The organism is Streptomyces sp. NPDC090499, assembly GCF_044769305.1.
Taxonomy (GTDB): Bacteria; Actinomycetota; Actinomycetes; order Streptomycetales; family Streptomycetaceae; genus Streptomyces.
This window is the reverse complement of the sequence record NZ_JBIVXP010000020.1, coordinates 141,429-158,648: the sequence shown is the minus strand read 5'-3', so window position 1 is coordinate 158,648 and position 17,220 is coordinate 141,429. Positions and strand designations below refer to the sequence as shown.

The following is a 17,220-nucleotide window of genomic DNA, read 5'->3' as shown; positions in this document are numbered from 1 at the left end:
AAAGGTGCGGGGTCTTTCCGTCGCCTCAGCCCAACAACTCCCGCACCACCGGCACCAACGCCCGGAACGCCTTCCCCCGGTGGCTGATCGCGTTCTTCTCGGTGGGGGTCAGTTCGGCGCAGGTCCGGGTCTCCCCCTCCGGCTGGAGGATCGGGTCGTAGCCGAAGCCGTTCGTGCCGGTGGGGGTGTGGCGCAGGACGCCCCGGAGTTGGCCCTCGACCACCCGCTCGCGCCCGTCGGGCAGCGCGAGGGCCGCCGCGCAGGCGAAGTGGGCGCCGCGGTGTTCCTCGGCGATGTCCGTGAGCTGGGCGAGCAACAGGTCGAGGTTGGCCTTGTCGTCGCCGTGCTTGCCTGACCAGCGGGCGGAGAAGATGCCGGGGGCGCCGCCCAGGACGTCGACGCAGAGGCCGGAGTCGTCGGCGACGGCCGGGAGGCCGGTGGCCTGGGCGAGGGCGTGGGCCTTCAGCAACGCGTTCTCGGCGAAGGTGACGCCCGTTTCCTTGACGTCCGGGATGTCGGGGAACGCATCGGCGCCCACCAGTTCGTGGGGCAGCCCCGCCGCGGCGAGGATCGAGTGCAGCTCGGTGATCTTTCCGGCGTTGCGGGTGGCGAGGATCAGGCGGGTCGTCATGCCCAGCAGTATCGCAAGTGCCGGGGCGGCGCCCTACGGCGTGCAGACCTTGGTCAGTTCGCCGGCCGCGTCGGTGACCGGGGTGACGTCGGGGGTGGAGTCGCCGTTCTTGACGGCCGTGCGGACGTTGTCCACGGCCTGCTGGAGGTGGTCGACCGCCTTGTTGACGTCGGCGTCGTCGGTCTTGTCGCCGATCTTCCTGAGGTTCTGCTGGATGGAGTCGAGGGAGGCCTCGGTGCGGGTGGGGTCGTTCGCGGCGTCCTCCACGGCCTGCTGGAGGGCGGTGACGCTGTCGGCGATGGAGTCGGCGGTGCGGACGCAGTCCAGTGCGGTGTTGACGGAGTCGCAGCCGGCGAGGAGGGCGGCGGTGAGTGCGGCGGTCGCGGTCACGGCGGCGATGGTGGTGACGCGACGGCGTCCTCGGCGTCGGCTGGCGGCCATGGTGGTGTTCCCTCCCCGTGGTACGGCTGGCCGGGCGCACGGTTGTACGTGCCGTGCGCCCGTATCCATAGGGACGCGGGCCCGGCCGCCGGGGTTGCCCTTTCGTACCTCGGGTTTTTCCCTTCCCTTTACTTCTTCCGCTACTTCTTGAGTGCCTCGTCGAGTGCCGCCTGCTGGATCGTGGCCAGGTCGGTGCAGCCGGCTACGGCGAGGTCGAGGAGGGCGTTGAGTTCGTCGCGGGCGAAGGGCTCGGCCTCGGCGGTGCCCTGGACCTCGACGAAGCGGCCGTCGCCGGTGCAGACGACGTTCATGTCGGTCTCGGCCTTGACGTCCTCCTCGTAGCAGAGGTCGAGCAGCGGGACTCCGCCGACGATGCCCACCGAGACGGCGGAGACGGTGCCGGTGAGGGGCTGGCGGCCGGCCTTGACGAGCTTGCGTTCCTTGGCCCAGGTGACGGCGTCGGCGAGGGCGACGTAGGCGCCGGTGATGGCCGCGGTGCGGGTGCCGCCGTCGGCCTGGAGGACGTCGCAGTCGAGGACGACCGTGTTTTCGCCGAGGGCCTTGTAGTCGATGACGGCGCGCAGGGAGCGGCCGATGAGGCGGGAGATCTCGTGGGTGCGGCCGCCGATCTTGCCCTTGACGGACTCGCGGTCGCCGCGGGTGTTGGTGGCGCGGGGGAGCATGGCGTACTCCGCGGTGACCCAGCCCTCGCCGCTGCCCTTGCGCCAGCGGGGGACGCCTTCGGTGACGGAGGCGGTGCAGAAGACCTTGGTGTCGCCGAAGGAGACGAGGACGGAGCCCTCGGCGTGCTTGCTCCAGCCGCGTTCGATGGTGACCGGGCGGAGTTGTTCGGGGGTGCGGCCGTCGATTCGAGACATGGCGACGAGCCTATCGGGAGCGCGCGAAGGGGCTCTTCCCCAGGTGGGAAGAGCCCCTTTCCGGTGAGCCGCGGTGGCTCACATCATGTCCTCGATCTCCGCGGCGATCGGGTCGGCGTCGGTGCCGATGACGACCTGGATGGCGGTGCCCATCTTGACGACGCCGTGGGCGCCGGCTGCCTTGAGGGCGGCATCGTCGACCAGCGAGGCGTCGTGGACCTCGGTGCGCAGCCGGGTGATGCAGCCTTCGATCTCGTCGATGTTCTCGATTCCGCCGAGGCCGGCGACGATCTTCTCAGCCTTGCTGGCCATGTTCCTTCTCCCTGATCCGAACCGCTTTGTCGCAGTAACCCACAGTTGGCCCATCTTTGCGAGCGGCCGTACCGCGTGTGCCGAATGATGGCGAGCAGCGCGGCGGAACCGTCTGTCGACTGGTCTACACCAGCTGGTGGGCGGTCGACAAACCCCGGAGGAGGCGCCCGTGAGTGCCGAGAGCGCGGACAGTGCGTCCGGTCCCGCGCGGGAGCGGTGGAACTCCCTCTTCCAGGGGTTGCAGAAGATGGGCCGGAGTCTGCAGCTGCCGATCGCGGTGCTGCCGGCGGCGGGGATCCTGAACCGGCTGGGCCAGCCGGACGTGTTCGGGGACCAGAGGCTGGGCTGGACCGCGGTCTCGAAGGTGATGAAGGGGGCGGGCGGGGCGCTGCTGGACGGTTCGGTCGGGTTGCCGTTGCTGTTCTGCGTGGGGGTCGCGATCGGGATGGCGCGGAAGGCGGACGGTTCGACGGCGCTGGCGGCGGTGGCGGGCTTTCTCGTCTATTACGGGGTGCTGCACCAGTTCCCGGAGGACTGTCCGGTCGGGTCGAGGGTGTTGCCGGGGATCGGGTGCCAGGTGCGGGGCGGGTCGGTGTCGGCGTTCACGTTCCAGAATCCGGGGGTGTTCGGCGGGATCGCGCTGGGGTTGCTGACGGCGTTCTTCTGGGCGCGGTACCACCGGACGAGGCTGGTGGACTGGCTGGGGTTCTTCAACGGGCGGCGGCTGGTCCCGATCATCATGTCGTTCGTGGCCATCGCGTTCGCCGGGGTGTGTCTGTGGGTCTGGCCGCCGGTCGGTGGCGGTCTGGAGAGTTTCGGTCACTGGCTGCGGGAGGCGGGGGCGTGGGGTGCGGGGGTGTTCGGGCTTGCGAACCGGGCGTTGCTGGTGGTGGGGCTGCACCAGTTCCTGAACGTGCCCATCTGGTTCCAGTTCGGCAGTTACACGACGCCGGACGGGCAGACGGTGCACGGTGACATCAACATGTTCCTGGCGGGTGACCCGGACGCGGGTCAGTTCACGTCGGGGTTCTTCCCGGTCATGATGTTCGCGCTGCCGGCCGCCGCGCTGGCGATCACGCACTGCGCGAAGCCGCACCGGCGCAAGGAGATCGGCGGTCTGATGCTGTCGGTGGCGCTGACGTCGTTCGTGACGGGCATCACGGAGCCGCTGGAGTACTCGTTCATGTTCGTCGCGCCGTTGCTGTACGGGGTGCACGCGGTGCTGACGGGGGTGTCGATGGCGGTGACGTGGGGTCTCGGGGTGCACGACGGGTTCAGTTTCTCGGCGGGGCTCATCGACTACGTCATCAACTGGAAGCTGGCGACACGGCCTTGGGCGATCGTTCCGATCGGGTTGTGCTTCGCGGCGGTCTACTACGTGATCTTCCGGTTCGCGATCACGCGGTTCGATCTGAAGACCCCGGGAAGGGAGCCGGAGGACGAGGTGGAGGACGTCACGGAGGCCTGAGCAGGCTGTGGCCGAACGGCATACGCCGCGTAGTGCTCCGGTTGCGGAATTGACGGGTTCCTTATACCGCCCCCATCGTGTACAACAGGTCTACACCACTGAGTGGTGTAGACCACCACCGATGGAGGAAGTATGACAACCGCCACCGCGACGGCGGCCCCCACAAAGAAGTGGGGATCCGGTCTTTTCCAGGGCCTGCAGAAGATCGGCCGCAGCCTTCAGCTGCCCATCGCCGTGCTGCCGGCGGCGGGCCTGTTGCTCCGCTTCGGCCAGCAGGACATCCACGACAAGCTGCACCTGCCGGACAAGGTCACGGCGGTCTTCGCCACGGCGGGCGGCGCGATCTTCGACAACCTCCCGCTGCTCTTCTGCGTCGGTGTCGCGATCGGCTTCGCCAAGAAGGCGGACGGCTCCACGGCGCTGGCCGCCCTGGTCGGCTTCCTGGTCTACAAGAACGTCCTCACCGCGTTCCCCGTCACCGACGCGAAGGTCCAGGCGGGCGCGGACATCGCGGCGACCTACAACAACCCCGGCGTGCTCGGCGGCCTGGTGATGGGTCTGCTCAGTGCGGTGGTCTGGCAGCGCTTCCACCGGACCAGGCTGGTGGACTGGCTCGGCTTCTTCAACGGCCGCCGGCTCGTCCCGATCATCATGGCCTTCGTCGGCACGATCATGGGTGTCTTCTTCGGCCTGGTCTGGAAGCCCATCGGTGACGGCATCTCCGACTTCGGCAAGTGGATCACCGGCCTCGGCGCCCTCGGTGCCGGTCTGTTCGGTCTGATCAACCGCGCGCTGATCCCGGTCGGCATGCACCAGTTCGTGAACACCGTCTCCTGGTTCCAGATCGGCGACTACAAGACCGCGTCCGGCACGATCGTCCACGGTGACCTCACCCGCTTCTTCGCCGGTGACCCGACGGCCGGTCAGTTCATGTCCGGCTTCTTCCCCATCATGATGTTCGGCCTCCCGGCCGCCGCCCTGGCCATCGCGCACACCGCCCGCCCCGAGCGCCGCGCCGCCGTGATGGGCATGATGATGTCGATGGCGCTGACCTCCTTCGTGACCGGTGTGACCGAGCCGATCGAGTTCACGTTCATGTTCATCGCGCCGCTGCTGTACGCGATCCACGCGGTGCTCACCGCCCTGTCCATGGCGATCACCTGGGCGCTCGGGGTGCACGCGGGCTTCACCTTCTCCGCGGGCGTGATCGACTACATACTCAACTGGAACCTGGCGACCAAGCCCTGGCTGATCATCCCGATCGGCCTGGTGTTCGGAGCGATCTACTACTTCGTCTTCCGCTTCGCCATCGTCCGCTTCAACCTCCCCACCCCGGGCCGCGAGCCCGAGGAGGAGATCGAGGACCTCACGAAGGCGTGAGACCCCTCCGGCAGCACACATGACGAAGGCCCCCGCCGCGGCGGGGGCCTTCTCGTCGTACGGGCGCCTTCTCGTCGTACGGCCCTGAACGCCGTACCCGCGTCAGATCTCGTACGTCGCCCGCGGTGCCGCGAGATCCACCGGGCCGTCGAAGGCCTCGCGGGCGTGGGCGAGGTTGACGGCGGGATCGGTCCACGGCGGGATGTGGGTGAGGACCAGGCGGCGGGCGCCGGCGCGGGCGGCGGTCTCGCCGGCCTCGCGGCCGTTGAGGTGCAGGTCCGGGATGTTCTCCTTGCCGTGCGTGAAGGCGGCCTCGCACAGGAACAGGTCGGTGTCCCGGGCCAGGTCCTCCAGCGCCGGGGTGACGCCGGTGTCGCCGGAGTACGTCAGGGACGCCCCGGCGTGCTCGACGCGGATGCCGTACGCCTCCACGGGGTGCCGGACCCGCTCGGTGTGGACCGTGAAGGGGCCGACGTCGAACGTGGACGGCTTGACCGTGTGGAAGTCGAAGACCTCGCTCATCGAGGAGGCGGTGGGGGTGTCGGCGTAGGCGGTGGTGAGGCGGTGCTCGGTGCCCTCGGGACCGTAGACCGGGATCGGGGGACACGGGCCGCCGTCGTGGCGGTAGTAGCGCGCCACGAAGTAGGCGCACATGTCGATGCAGTGGTCGGCGTGCAGATGGCTCAGGAAGATCGCGTCGAGGTCGTAGAGACCGCAGTGGCGCTGCAGCTCGCCCAGGGCGCCGTTGCCCATGTCGAGGAGCAGCCGGAAGCCGTCGGCCTCTACGAGGTAGCTCGAGCAGGCCGATTCCGCGGACGGGAACGACCCCGAGCAGCCGACGACGGTGAGCTTCATGAAGCAGAAACCTCCGTTGGCGGAAACCCAGATGCGCTGGGAACCGGAGTCGGGAAAAAGGGCATGACGGGGGTCGTGCGGTTTGTCGAGCGTAAGGCGCAAAAGAGCCGGTCGCTCCTCTGCCAGGGGCCGTTGTGGGCGAACTCACCTGTGGTGTCACCGGTTCGGCTGGACTGGGGGCGCATGAGGATCGCGCAAGGGCGCGCATTGATTATCTCGCGCCGGTAACGTCGTCGTATGGACACGTCATGGTGGCTCGCGCTCGCGGCAGTCGTTCTGCTGGCGCTGGTCGCCACGCTCGTCGACGGCTGGGGCAGGGGCCACCGGTCGCGCGGGCACCGCACCCGCCCCCCGGGGCATCCGCGGGGAACGCGCACGCAGACCGGACGGCCCCATCCGGGGGACATCTGGTGGGCCAACGTGCCCTACGAGGACGGTCCCGGCGCCAAGGACCGGCCCTGCCTGGTGCTGGCCGTGCACGGCAACCGGGCGACGGTCGCGAAGATCACCAGCAAGTACCACGACGAGCGCGCCGGGGTGATCCCGCTGCCGCCGGGCTCGGTCGGGGACGCCCAGGGCCGGCCGAGCTTCCTGGAGACCGACGAGCTGCGCGAGATCGCGGTGTGGGAGTTCCGGCGCCGGGTGGGCGTGGTCGACCCGGTGCTGTGGGACCAGGTGCGGCACCTCGCGTAGCGGCGCGAGGCGGGCTCAGCTCACCCGCACGGTGACCTGCCACTCCTGGATCCCCTTGCAGGAGACCCCGCCGGGCGCGGTGGGCTGGGCGCACAGGGGGCGGGTGGAGGAGAGGGTGACGGTGCCGGGGGCGACCGCTTCGTAGGCGGCGGAGGCGTCGCCCGGCTGGAGCACGATCCCGGCGTTGGCGGCGCGCAGTGCGGAGCCGCTGGCGGTGACGGCCTTCCAGGGGCGCTGCCGGGTGCCGTCGAGGCTGAGCCGGAGCTGTCCGCCGACCGCCATGCAGTAGGTGCTGCCGTTGTCCGCGGCGGTGAGATCGCCGGCGCTGACGCAGCGGGTGGAGACACCGGGCGAGGACGCGCTCGGCGAGGTGGACACCGTGCCGCTGCCCTTGTCCCCGCTGTTCTCGCTCCCGCTCTGTGAGCCGCAGGCCGCGAGCAGGAGCAGGCTCGCCGCGGCGAGCGACGTGCGGTGGAACGTCGTACGGCGCATGGGGTGTCCGCCTTTCCGTCGGGGAACGGACCCTGGGTGCCGATATGACGTATCCGCCCCTCGTACGGATCCCGCACCCGGACGGCTTCCGGGTGCGGGATCCGGTCAGTTCACGGGCGGGGTCAGCCGGTCGTGACGGCGGTGTCGTCGACGACGAAGCTGGTCTGGAGCGAGGAGTCCTCGACACCGCTGAACTTCAGGGTGACGGTCGAGCCCGCGTAGGACCCGAGGCTGAAGGACTTCTGCACGTACCCGGAGGCCGCGTTGAGGTTGGAGTACGTGGCCAGGGTGGTCGAACCGGCGGTGACCGTCAGCTTGTCGTACTGGGTGCTGGTCGTGGTCTCGGCCGTGTCGACGTGCAGGTAGAAGGTGAACGTGGTCGCGGTGCAGCCGGACGGGATCGTCACCGACTGGGACAGCGTGTCGGTGTGGGTGGAGCCGTAGCCGTCGAGCCATGCCTTGTAGGAGCCGGCGTGGGCCGCCTCACCACTGTCGCTGGTGATGACACCGCTGCTCGCGGTCCAGGTCGTGTTGCCCGACTCGAAGCCCGGGTTGCCCAGCAGCTGCGAGGAAGTGCAGGTGCCGCCGCCGCTGGTGCTGACGGTCCAGGTGAAGGAGGCCGAGCCGGAGGCCCCGGTGGAGTCGGTCGCGGTGACGGTGGTGCTGTAGGTGCCCGCGGTGGACGCCGTGCCGGAGATCAGGCCGGTGGAGCTGGAGATGGACAGGCCGGTGGGCAGGCCGGAGGCGCTGTAGGTGAGGGTCGCGCCCGCGCTGTCCGAGGCCGAGATCTGCAGGCTCACCGAGCTGCCGGTCGCGGTGGACTGGCTGCCGGGGTTGGTGACGGTCACCGTGTTGCCGGTGCTGGTGCCGGAGGTGAAGGCGGTGGTGCCGTTCGGGGTGCCCCAGCCGGTCGGGCCGTCGTAGCCGGTGCCGGCGGTGCAGAAGTACGAGGTGGAGCAGGAGCCGTTGTTGCCGCTGGTGACGTCGTACAGGTTGCTGGTGTGCGAGTACGGGTACTTCGCCGGGTAGTCGCTGGAGCCCGGGGTGCCCGCGAGGGCGTAGACGCCGGCGATGATCGGCGAGGAGGCGCTGGTGCCGCCGTAGACCGCCCAGCCGGAGCCGCCGTAGGTGTCGTAGACGGCCACGCCGGTGGCCGGGTCGGCGACCGCGGAGACGTCGGACTCCATGCGCTTGGTGCAGCCGGTGTCGGTCTGCCAGCTCGGCTTCGCGTCGTAGGCGGAGCAGCCGGAGCCGGTGCCCTCGGAGGAGCTGGTCTTCCACACGGACTCGGTCCAGCCGCGGGTGGAGGAGGAGGTGGAGAGCGCGGTGCCGCCGACGGCGGTCACGTACTGGGAGGTCGCCGGGTACTCGGCGCCGTAGTCCTCGTCACCGGCGGAGACGGTGATCGCCACGCCCGGGTGCTTGAAGTAGGAGGTGTCCTCGCTGGTCTGGGAGGAGGACTCGGAGCCGCCCCAGCTGTTGGAGACGAACTTGGCGCCGAGCGCGACGGCCTCGTTCTCGGCGGTGCCGAGGTCGGAGTCGGTGGCGGAGCTGGCCTCGACGAGGATGATGTTGCAGTTGGGGCAGACGGCGCTGACCATGTCGATGTCGAGCGCTTCCTCGCCGGCCCAGCCGGAGTCGTTCGTGGGCAGCGAGGTCGTCGAACCGGTCTGGCTGACCTGCTTGAAGCAGCCGTTGGCGACGGTGCACGCCGACAGGCCGTACGTGGAGCGGTAGGTGGCCAGGTCGGAGGCCGCGTTGGGGTCGTTGTAGGCGTCGACCACGGCGACCGTCAGGCCGGAACCGCCCGTGGAGGGCAGGTTGTAGGCGCTGTGCAGGTTGGTCGGGCTCAGGCCGGAGGGGGCGGCGGCGAGCGCGGCGGACAGCTGCTGCTTGATGTCGGTGCGGCGCTGCGCGAAGCAGTTGACCTCACCGGGCTTGGAGACGGTGGCGCACAGGTGCGTGGTGGGCACCTTCTGCCCGGCCTTGCCGGTGCTGTGCACGGCCTGCCGGGCGGGGTCGGTGAGGGCCTTGGCGTTCTGGGCGGCCCGGGTGGTCTGGGCGGTGGCCTGGGGGGTGGTGGTGTGTGCCTGTGCCTGTGCGGCCGGTGCCGCGACGAATCCGGAGACGGCGAGGGCGAGGGCGGGGAAGGCGAAGGCCAGAAGTCTTCGCAGGCTCCGTCGTGATTCACGCATGGGGGTACTGCCTCCATCGGTGGGGTTACAAGGCAGGCCCGTGACGCGCGTAGCGGCGGCAGAGTGCGGCGTCATGAGCATGACACTTCGAACACCCTGGTATGCCGATGAGCGTGGCATGACAGGACGGTGAGGAACCTAGCCGGGTTCGCCGGGGACCGGTTCCCCCCGGCGAAGATCTTTGCTCCGCCATAGGCAGCGCTTAGCCCCCTCATAGAGGGGGGTTGGCGCGTACATGATGAGCGCTATGCCCAGAGCTGACCCTGCAGGGTCTCGATGGCTTCCTCGGTCGTCGCGGCGGTGTACACGCCGGTCGACAGGTACTTCCAGCCGCCGTCGGCGACGACGAACACGATGTCCGCGCTCTCGCCGGCCTGTACGGCCTTCTTCCCGACGCCGATCGCGGCGTGCAGCGCGGCGCCGGTGGAGATGCCCGCGAAGATGCCCTCCTGCTGGAGGAGGTCCCGGGTCCGGGTCACGGCGTCCGCGGAGCCGACGGAGTACCGGGTGGTGAGCACGGAGGCGTCGTACAGCTCGGGCACGAAGCCCTCGTCGAGGTTCCTGAGCCCGTAGACGAGGTCGTCGTACCGGGGTTCGGCGGCGACGATCCTGACGTCGGGCTTGTGCTCCCGCAGGTACCGCCCGACACCCATCAGCGTGCCGGTGGTCCCCAGCCCCGCCACGAAGTGCGTCACGGACGGCAGGTCGGCGAGGATCTCAGGACCGGTGGTCGCGTAGTGCGCACCCGCGTTGTCCGGGTTGCCGTACTGGTAGAGCATCACCCAGTCGGGATGCTCGGCGGACAGTTCCTTCGCCACCCGCACCGCGGTGTTGGACCCGCCCGCGGCCGGGCTGGAGATGATCTCCGCGCCCCACATCCCCAGCAGGTCCCGGCGCTCCTGCGAGGTGTTCTCGGGCATCACGCAGACCATGCGGTAGCCCTTGAGCTTGGCGGCCATCGCCAGCGAGATGCCGGTGTTGCCCGAGGTCGGCTCCAGGATGGTGCAGCCCGGGGTGAGCCGGCCGTCCTTCTCCGCCTGCTCGATCATGTGCAGGGCGGGACGGTCCTTGACCGAGCCGGTCGGGTTGCGGTCCTCCAGCTTGGCCCAGATCCGGACCTCGGCGGACGGCGAGAGCCGCGGCAGGCGCACCAGGGGGGTGTTGCCTACCGCGGCCAACGGGGAGTCGTAGCGCATGCCGATCTCAGGCCATGCCGCCGGCGACGGCCGGCAGGATCGTCACGGTGTCGCCGTCGGTGAGCTTGGTGTTGATGCCGTCGACGAAACGGACGTCCTCGTCGTTCAGGTACACGTTCACGAAGCGGCGCAGCTTGCCGTCGTCCACGATGCGGGCGTGGATGCCCGCGTGCCGGGTCTCGAGGTCGTTGAAGAGGTCGGCGATGGTGTCACCGCTGCCCTCCACCGCCTTCTGACCGTCGGTGTACTGGCGGAGGATGGTCGGGATGCGGACCTCGATGGCCATGATCGCGGGCTCCTGTCGGGAAGTCTGGGGTGGTTGGGCGCGCACAGCAGCACGCCGCGGCTCATGGCCGTACGGCGGCAGGGAAACGTCAACAGATGGCGCTGTTCAGCCTGCACAGGTCGACGTGCAGCCGCGCCACGAGCATGCTGCCCGGCGCCTTCTCGCTCACGTCCTTCAGAACCATGGGGTCATCGTATCGATTCCCGGTACCGGTTCCGGAGTGTGATTCCGGATGGTGGACGGATTCTGACCGCACTTTGAGACAAGGGTCCCGCCGGCCGACGTGAAGGGGCGCGGGGAACTGCGCGACCGGCCCCCACCGGCGCGCAGGTGCCCACCGGCCGGTCCGGCACCGCCGAGATCCGCCGTCGCGGCTGAGCGCCGCTGCGGCGGAGAAAGATCTTGGTGACCGGCCGAAGACCTAGTACGCCCCGACGATGCTCACCTCCTCCTCCGTCACCTCGCCCTCCACGATGCGGTAGGAGCGGAACTGGAAGTCGCCGAGGCCGTCGGTGTCCGCCGTCGACACCAGGACGTAGTGGGCGCCGGGCTCGTTGGCGTACGAGATGTCGGTCCGGGACGGGTACGCCTCCGTCGCCGTGTGGGAGTGGTAGACGACCACCGGCTCCTCGTCGCGGTCGTCCATCTCCCGGTAGAGCTTGAGCAGGTCGCCGGAGTCGAACTCGTAGAACGTGGGCGACATGGCCGCGTTCAGCATCGGGATGAAGCGCTCGGGGCGGTCCGAGCCCGCCGGGCCGGCGACGACGCCGCACGCCTCGTCGGGGTGGTCCTTGCGCGCGTGGGCGACGATCTGGTCGACGAGGGCCTGGGTGATGGTCAGCATGCTGGCCAGGATAAGCAAGGGGCCGTCCCGTACCGAAGGCTGGTACGGGACGGCCCGGATGCCGGACGCCCTGAGCGGCTGCCGCGAGGGGCGCCACGAGTGCTCCCCGCGGCGGGCGTCCCGGAGGGGTGGTCAGTTCACTTTCTCCAGGGGTGCCGGCTCGCGGCGCTCGGCGACCTCGGGGTTCCGGTTCTTCAGGACCAGCCAGCCGACGCCGAGCGCGGCGGCCCAGCCGGCCATCACGTAGAGGCAGACCCGGGAGTCGCCGTCGTACGCGATCAGGCCGGTCACGAAGAGGAGGAAGACGATGGCGATCCAGCTGCACTTCGCGCCGCCCGGTGCCGGGAAGGCGGAGGCCGGCAGGCGGCCCGCGTCGACCGCGCGGCGGTAGAGGACGTGGCTGATCAGGATCATCAGCCAGGTCCAGATGCCGGCCGCGGTGGCGACGGAGGTGACGTAGCCGAACGCCTTCTCCGGGACGACGTAGTTGAGGACCACGCCGATGCCCATGAAGAGGACCGAGACGGTGATGCCGAACGCCGGGGTCTTCGACGCGGACAGCTTGCGGAAGACGGCCGGGGCCTCGCCGCTGTCGGCCAGGTTCCGCAGCATGCGGCCCGTGGAGTACATGCCGGAGTTGCAGGAGGACAGCGCGGCGGTCAGCACGACGAAGTTGACGATGCCGGCGCCTGCCGGGATGCCGATCTTCGCGAAGGCGGCCACGAACGGGGAGACGCCGGGGGCGAACTCCGTCCACTTGACGACGCACAGGATGACGGTGAGCGCGCCGACGTAGAAGAGGGCGATGCGCCAGGGGAGGGTGTTGATCGCCTTGGGGAGGGTCTTCTCCGGGTTCTCCGACTCGCCGGCGGTGACGCCGACCAGCTCGACCGCGAGGTAGGCGAACATGACGCCCTGCAGGGTCATCAGGGAGGAGCCGACGCCCTTGGGGAAGAAGCCGTCGAACCGGTAGAGGTTCGCGACCGACGCGGTGTCACCGGCGGCGCTGAAGCCGAAGGTCAGGACGCCGAGACCGATCACGATCATGCCGATCAGGGCGGTGACCTTGACCATGGAGAACCAGAACTCCAGCTCTCCGAAGACCTTCACGGAGATCAGGTTGACCCCGAAGAGGACCACCAGGAAGACCAGGGCCGTCACCCACTGCGGGACCTGCGGGAACCAGTAGTTCACGTAGATCGCGGCGGCCGTCAGCTCGGCCATGCCGGTGACGACCCACATCAGCCAGTACGTCCAGCCGGTGAAGTAGCCGAAGAACGGGCCGAGGAACTCCCGGGAGTACTCGGCGAAGGAGCCGGAGACCGGGCGGTAGAGCAGGAGCTCACCGAGGGCCCGCATGATGAAGAAGATGATGCCGCCGGCGAGGGCGTACATGAGGATGAGGCTGGGGCCGGCCTTTGCGATGTTCGCCCCGGCGCCCAGGAAGAGCCCGACGCCGATGGCGCCGCCGATGGCGATCATCTGGACCTGGCGGCTGCCGAGCCCGCGCTCGTACCCCTCTTCGGAGCCTTCGGCGGAATTCGCGGAATTCCCCGACGTGTCGACCTGAGCGGAGGTCATGTGTGGTGTGCGCCTTTCTCCATGCCGACCCGGGCCTCTCGTCGGCCTCGGATCGGGTTTCGATCCCCCCGGATTGCTGGAGCGAGCGGGCTCGGGGAAGTCCGGGTGCGCTCCCGCGTCGTTCGGTGCGTGCCATCGGCGTGCCGGACGAAGGCCCTCGTGGCGGAGCCACGTGGGCCTTTGGCCGGTGCGGCGAGAGTGCGTGCCGGGCGGCGTGGGGGCGTGCTCGGGCTTCCCCGGGTCCGCTAAGCCTGACCGGTGGTGGCCGGTTCGGTGGCGCACCCGGCGTGCACGTGGGTGGTGCTCGCCGGGCGGTCGTGAAGATTTATCACGGCCGCAACACTGATCACCGGGTTCCGCCGAGAGGGATTGTGGCGCACACCACTGGAAGAACCGGACAGAACGCGACCGAAACGGCCATAGCAGGCCGCAACGGTGACGGGATCGTTATCCGGATTTGAGCGTCCTCTGAGCGAACGCGAAGCCGGGACGCAATCGGGACGGACTACGGCATAAGGGTGGCGACCAGGGTCTCCTGGAGGCCGCCGAGCCACAGGTACGCCATCACCATCGGCTTGCGCGGGTCCTCGTCCGGCAGCCGGTAGAGGAGGTCGGTGTCGTCCTCGTCGGTGATGTCGAGGCGGCAGCCGATCGCGAGGCGCAGGTCGGTGAGGGCACCGAGCCACTGCCGGGACTCCGCGGGCGACAGCTTGAGGACCGCGTCGCCCTTCTCCCCCGGAGCGAGGGCGTCCAGGCAGCGGATCACCGCGAGGGCGCTCTCCCGCTTGCCGGCCCTGAGGTCGTTCTCGGTGTAGCGGCGGAACTCGGCGGAGTGCGCCTGCTGCTCCTCGGCCTCCTGCGGGGACTGCGGGAGCCGCTCCGGGTCCCCGTAGGCGTCCGGGAAGAGCCGGCGCAGCACCGGATCGGCGGGCGCCTCGCTCGGGCCCTCGGCGAACAGCTCGGCGAGCGGGTCGTCGGGGGCGTCCTCGGCGGGTCCTGGACCGATGAGCTCCAGGAGCTGGACGGCCAGCGACCGGATGATGGAGATCTCGACGTCGTCGAGGGCGACGGCCGCGCCGCCGCCGGGGAGCGGTTCGAAGATTCCTGGCATGGAGGGGATTCGCTGCTTCCGGAGCTGATCGGGACCGGTCGGGTGGGTGGCTACTTCCGGTCCTGCTGGAGGGTGGCCCACAGGCCGTAGCCGTGCATCGCCTGTACGTCGCGTTCCATCTCCTCGCGGGTGCCGCTGGAGACGACCGCCCGGCCCTTGTGATGGACGTCCAGCATGAGCTTGGTGGCCTTGTCCTTGGGATAGCCGAAGTACGTCTGGAAGACATACGTCACGTAGCTCATGAGGTTGACGGGATCGTTGTGCACGAGCGTGATCCACGGGACGTCGGGCTCGGGGACGGCGAAGGTCTCCTCCGCCGACTCGGTGCGTTCGATCTCTACGGGAGCGGGTGACGTCACAAGGCCCATGCTGCCACGGGCCCCACAAATCGTCACACTGACGCGAAGGGGTGTAGCATCTGTCGCCATGCTGCATAGATCGGGGGACGCACCAATCAACAGCGGCTGCGCCGCGGGCCGAACCCCCGGCCGGCCTGGGGACACCCCGAGAGTCATAGCTAGGAGAGCTGTCGTGGATGTAGCGGACCTTGGGCTGCCGGTGGACGTCCCGTCGACGGCGCTCTTCACGGACCAGTACGAGCTGACGATGCTGCAGGCCGCCCTGAAGGCGGGTACGGCCGAGCGGCGCAGCGTCTTCGAGGTCTTCACCCGGCGGCTGCCGGAAGGGCGCCGCTACGGCGTCGTGGCGGGCACCGGGCGTGTCCTGGACGCGGTCGAGAACTTCCGCTTCGACCGGGACGTCCTCGACTTCCTGGCGGAGCGGAACATCGTCGACGGGCCGACCCTGGAGTGGCTCGCCGGCTACCGGTTCAGCGGCGACATCTGGGGCTACCCCGAGGGCGAGGTCTACTTCCCGGGCTCGCCGATCATGCGGGTCGAGGGCTCGTTCGCCGAGTGCGTGCTCCTGGAGACCGTGATCCTCTCCATCCTCAACCACGACTCGGCGATCGCGGCCGCCGCCTCCCGGATGTCCTCGGCCGCCGGGGACCGCCCGCTGATCGAGATGGGCGCCCGCCGCACCCACGAGCTGGCCGCCGTCGCCGCCTCCCGCGCCGCCTACGTCGGCGGCTTCGCCACCACCTCCGACCTCGCCGCCGGGTTCCGCTACGGCATCCCGACGGTGGGGACGAGCGCCCACGCCTTCACCCTGCTCCACGACCACGAGCGGGACGCCTTCCGGGCCCAGGTCGACTCGCTGGGCCGGGGCACCACCCTGCTCGTCGACACCTACGACGTCGCCGAGGCCGTCCGTACGGCCGTGGAGGTGGCCGGGCCCGAGCTGGGCGCCGTCCGCATCGACTCCGGCGACCTGCTGCTGGTCGCCCACCGGGTGCGCCAGCAGCTGGACGAGCTGGGCGCGACGCGCACCAGGATCACCGTGACCTCCGACCTCGACGAGTACGCCATCGCCTCGCTGGCCGCCGCGCCCGTGGACGCGTACGGGGTCGGCACCCAGCTGGTCACCGGTTCCGGGCACCCGACCTGCTCCATGGTCTACAAGCTGGTCGCCCGCGCCGAGTCCGCGGACCCGCGGGCGCCGCTGGTGCCGGTGGCCAAGAAGTCGACCGGCGGCAAGACGTCCGTCGGCGGGCGCAAGTGGGCGGCGCGGCGGCTGGACGCCGACGGGGTGGCGGAGGCCGAGGTCGTCGGCACCGGGGAGGTCCCGGCCGGCCTGGTCGACCGGCAGCTCCTGGTCGAACTGGTGAAGTCCGGCGAGGTCGTCGCCCGCGAGCCGCTGGACGCGCCCCGGGCCCGGCACCAGGCGGCCATGGCGAACCTGCCGCTGTCCGCGACCCAGCTCTCGCGCGGGGAACCGGTCATTCCGACGGAGTACGTGCAGGGGCGCTCGGGTAGCTAGAGCGGGTGCCCCGCGTACGCGCCCTGCCAGGCCCCCTCCCCTACGCCCCCGTAAGTCTCTACGCTCGGAGGTTCAGGCCGGGCCCGCACCCCTTCTTTCCGCGTCTCCCCCGTCGACGGACCCGCTACCGATAGCGAAGGACATCTACCATGCGCCGCGCCTTGATCGTCGTCGATGTGCAGAACGACTTCTGCGAGGGGGGCAGCCTCGCGGTGGCAGGGGGCGCCGATGTGGCCGCCGCGATCACGGAGCTGATCGGGCAGGCGCCGGCCGGCTACCGCCACGTGGTGGCGACCCGCGACCACCACATCGCGCCGGGCGGCCACTTCGCCGACAACCCCGACTACGTGCACAGCTGGCCGGCGCACTGTGTCGCCGGCACGGAGGGGGTGGGCTTCCATCCGAACTTCGCCCCGGCGGTCGCCTCCGGCGCGGTGGACGCCGTGTTCAGCAAGGGGGCGTACTCCGCGGCCTACAGCGGCTTCGAGGGCGTCGACGAGAACGGGGTCAAGCTGGCGGAGTGGCTGCGGGCGCGGAAGATCGACGAGGTCGACGTGGTCGGCATCGCGACCGACCACTGCGTGCGGGCTACCGCCCTGGACGCCGCGAAAGAGGGCTTCCGCACCCAGGTCCTCCTCGACCTCACGGCAGGCGTGGCCGAGGCGACGACCGAACGCGCCCTGGAAGACCTCCGCGAAGCAGGCGTAGAACTCACCGGCAAGCCAGTGGTCTGACACCGCCCCTGCCCGCTCTTCCCGCGGGTCACCCTCTTTCCGCCGCAACGACGCCCCACCACGACGACGGAACCCGGCGGCGCCGAACCGGCCGGTGGATGCCCGCGGGCCGGCGGGGGCCGCTCGCGCAGTTCCCCGCGCCCCTGGGTGAGCTGCCCCGCCCCGCACCGAAGAGGCCCGCACGCCTCAGCGGGACGCCCCACCCGGCGCCGAAGAACCCCACGCCCCTGGGGCAGCTGCTCCTT

At 69.9% G+C, this 17,220-nt stretch carries 19 protein-coding genes; 5 read left to right on the top strand and 14 right to left on the bottom strand.

Annotation, left to right across the window (positions count from 1 at the left end; translation table 11 throughout):
- Nucleotides 1-25 precede the first annotated feature (25 nt).
- The 4 genes from rdgB to ACIQVL_RS43105 form a co-directional block, all read right to left on the bottom strand.
- Nucleotides 26-631, bottom strand: coding sequence for an RdgB/HAM1 family non-canonical purine NTP pyrophosphatase (gene rdgB / locus ACIQVL_RS43120; RefSeq protein ID WP_403478202.1), 606 nt, complete (start codon nt 629-631; stop codon nt 26-28).
- A gap of 33 nt (nt 632-664) precedes the next feature.
- Nucleotides 665-1,072, bottom strand: a complete 408-nt coding sequence (locus tag ACIQVL_RS43115) for a hypothetical protein (protein ID WP_403478201.1) — start codon at nt 1,070-1,072, stop codon at nt 665-667.
- A 140-nt stretch (nt 1,073-1,212) separates the two neighbouring features.
- Nucleotides 1,213-1,950 (bottom strand): ribonuclease PH, encoded by a 738-nt coding sequence (gene rph, locus ACIQVL_RS43110; RefSeq protein ID WP_403434651.1) that lies wholly within the window; start codon nt 1,948-1,950, stop codon nt 1,213-1,215.
- A 78-nt stretch (nt 1,951-2,028) separates the two neighbouring features.
- Nucleotides 2,029-2,262 carry a glucose PTS transporter subunit EIIB gene (locus ACIQVL_RS43105; protein ID WP_089106674.1) on the bottom strand — a complete coding sequence of 78 codons (234 nt, stop codon included), beginning with the start codon at nt 2,260-2,262 and terminating at the stop codon, nt 2,029-2,031.
- A gap of 247 nt (nt 2,263-2,509) precedes the next feature.
- On the opposite strand from ACIQVL_RS43105, the gene ACIQVL_RS43100 reads away from it, so the two are divergent.
- The gene (locus ACIQVL_RS43100) at nt 2,510-3,730 is read left to right on the top strand and encodes a PTS transporter subunit EIIC (RefSeq protein WP_403478226.1); all 1,221 of its coding nucleotides are present in this window, start codon (nt 2,510-2,512) and stop codon (nt 3,728-3,730) included.
- A 132-nt stretch (nt 3,731-3,862) separates the two neighbouring features.
- The gene (locus ACIQVL_RS43095; protein ID WP_403478200.1) at nt 3,863-5,110 is read left to right on the top strand and encodes a PTS transporter subunit EIIC; all 1,248 of its coding nucleotides are present in this window, start codon (nt 3,863-3,865) and stop codon (nt 5,108-5,110) included.
- 102 nt (nt 5,111-5,212) lie between these two features.
- Here the strand turns inward: ACIQVL_RS43095 and ACIQVL_RS43090 are convergent, their stop codons facing one another.
- The gene (locus ACIQVL_RS43090; RefSeq protein WP_403434656.1) at nt 5,213-5,965 is read right to left on the bottom strand and encodes an MBL fold metallo-hydrolase; all 753 of its coding nucleotides are present in this window, start codon (nt 5,963-5,965) and stop codon (nt 5,213-5,215) included.
- A gap of 237 nt (nt 5,966-6,202) precedes the next feature.
- On the opposite strand from ACIQVL_RS43090, the gene ACIQVL_RS43085 reads away from it, so the two are divergent.
- Complete coding sequence (locus tag ACIQVL_RS43085; protein WP_403434658.1) at nt 6,203-6,658, top strand: type II toxin-antitoxin system PemK/MazF family toxin; 456 nt, start codon at nt 6,203-6,205, stop codon at nt 6,656-6,658.
- Between the two features lie 15 nt (nt 6,659-6,673).
- On the opposite strand, the gene ACIQVL_RS43080 is transcribed toward ACIQVL_RS43085, so the two are convergent.
- The 9 genes from ACIQVL_RS43080 to clpS form a co-directional block, all read right to left on the bottom strand.
- Nucleotides 6,674-7,150 (bottom strand): hypothetical protein, encoded by a 477-nt coding sequence (locus ACIQVL_RS43080; RefSeq protein ID WP_403478199.1) that lies wholly within the window; start codon nt 7,148-7,150, stop codon nt 6,674-6,676.
- 122 nt (nt 7,151-7,272) lie between these two features.
- Nucleotides 7,273-9,345 carry a putative Ig domain-containing protein gene (locus tag ACIQVL_RS43075; RefSeq protein ID WP_403434663.1) on the bottom strand — a complete coding sequence of 691 codons (2,073 nt, stop codon included), beginning with the start codon at nt 9,343-9,345 and terminating at the stop codon, nt 7,273-7,275.
- 245 nt (nt 9,346-9,590) lie between these two features.
- Nucleotides 9,591-10,541 (bottom strand): PLP-dependent cysteine synthase family protein, encoded by a 951-nt coding sequence (locus tag ACIQVL_RS43070; RefSeq protein WP_403478198.1) that lies wholly within the window; start codon nt 10,539-10,541, stop codon nt 9,591-9,593.
- A gap of 7 nt (nt 10,542-10,548) precedes the next feature.
- The gene (locus tag ACIQVL_RS43065) at nt 10,549-10,827 is read right to left on the bottom strand and encodes a MoaD/ThiS family protein (protein WP_089106666.1); all 279 of its coding nucleotides are present in this window, start codon (nt 10,825-10,827) and stop codon (nt 10,549-10,551) included.
- Between the two features lie 88 nt (nt 10,828-10,915).
- Entirely contained in the window at nt 10,916-11,011 is a 96-nt protein-coding gene (locus ACIQVL_RS43060; protein ID WP_403434667.1) for a putative leader peptide, read from the bottom strand.
- Nucleotides 11,012-11,248: 237 nt separating this feature from the next.
- On the bottom strand, nt 11,249-11,671 hold the full coding sequence (locus ACIQVL_RS43055) for a Mov34/MPN/PAD-1 family protein (RefSeq protein ID WP_403434669.1): 423 nt from the start codon (nt 11,669-11,671) through the stop codon (nt 11,249-11,251).
- Between the two features lie 132 nt (nt 11,672-11,803).
- Complete coding sequence (locus tag ACIQVL_RS43050) at nt 11,804-13,252, bottom strand: amino acid permease (protein WP_403478197.1); 1,449 nt, start codon at nt 13,250-13,252, stop codon at nt 11,804-11,806.
- A 505-nt stretch (nt 13,253-13,757) separates the two neighbouring features.
- Nucleotides 13,758-14,363 carry a DUF2017 domain-containing protein gene (locus ACIQVL_RS43045; RefSeq protein ID WP_403434673.1) on the bottom strand — a complete coding sequence of 202 codons (606 nt, stop codon included), beginning with the start codon at nt 14,361-14,363 and terminating at the stop codon, nt 13,758-13,760.
- A gap of 50 nt (nt 14,364-14,413) precedes the next feature.
- Nucleotides 14,414-14,731: an ATP-dependent Clp protease adapter ClpS gene (clpS, locus tag ACIQVL_RS43040; RefSeq protein ID WP_351958189.1), complete on the bottom strand. Its 318-nt coding sequence runs from the start codon at nt 14,729-14,731 to the stop codon at nt 14,414-14,416.
- A 163-nt stretch (nt 14,732-14,894) separates the two neighbouring features.
- Here clpS and ACIQVL_RS43035 point away from each other — a divergent pair, with 163 nt between their 5' ends.
- Complete coding sequence (locus ACIQVL_RS43035) at nt 14,895-16,241, top strand: nicotinate phosphoribosyltransferase (RefSeq protein WP_403434674.1); 1,347 nt, start codon at nt 14,895-14,897, stop codon at nt 16,239-16,241.
- 149 nt (nt 16,242-16,390) lie between these two features.
- A complete protein-coding gene (locus ACIQVL_RS43030) occupies nt 16,391-16,975 on the top strand; it encodes an isochorismatase family protein (RefSeq protein ID WP_403434675.1) in 585 nt (194 codons plus the stop codon).
- The last annotated feature ends 245 nt before the right edge of the window (nt 16,976-17,220 follow it).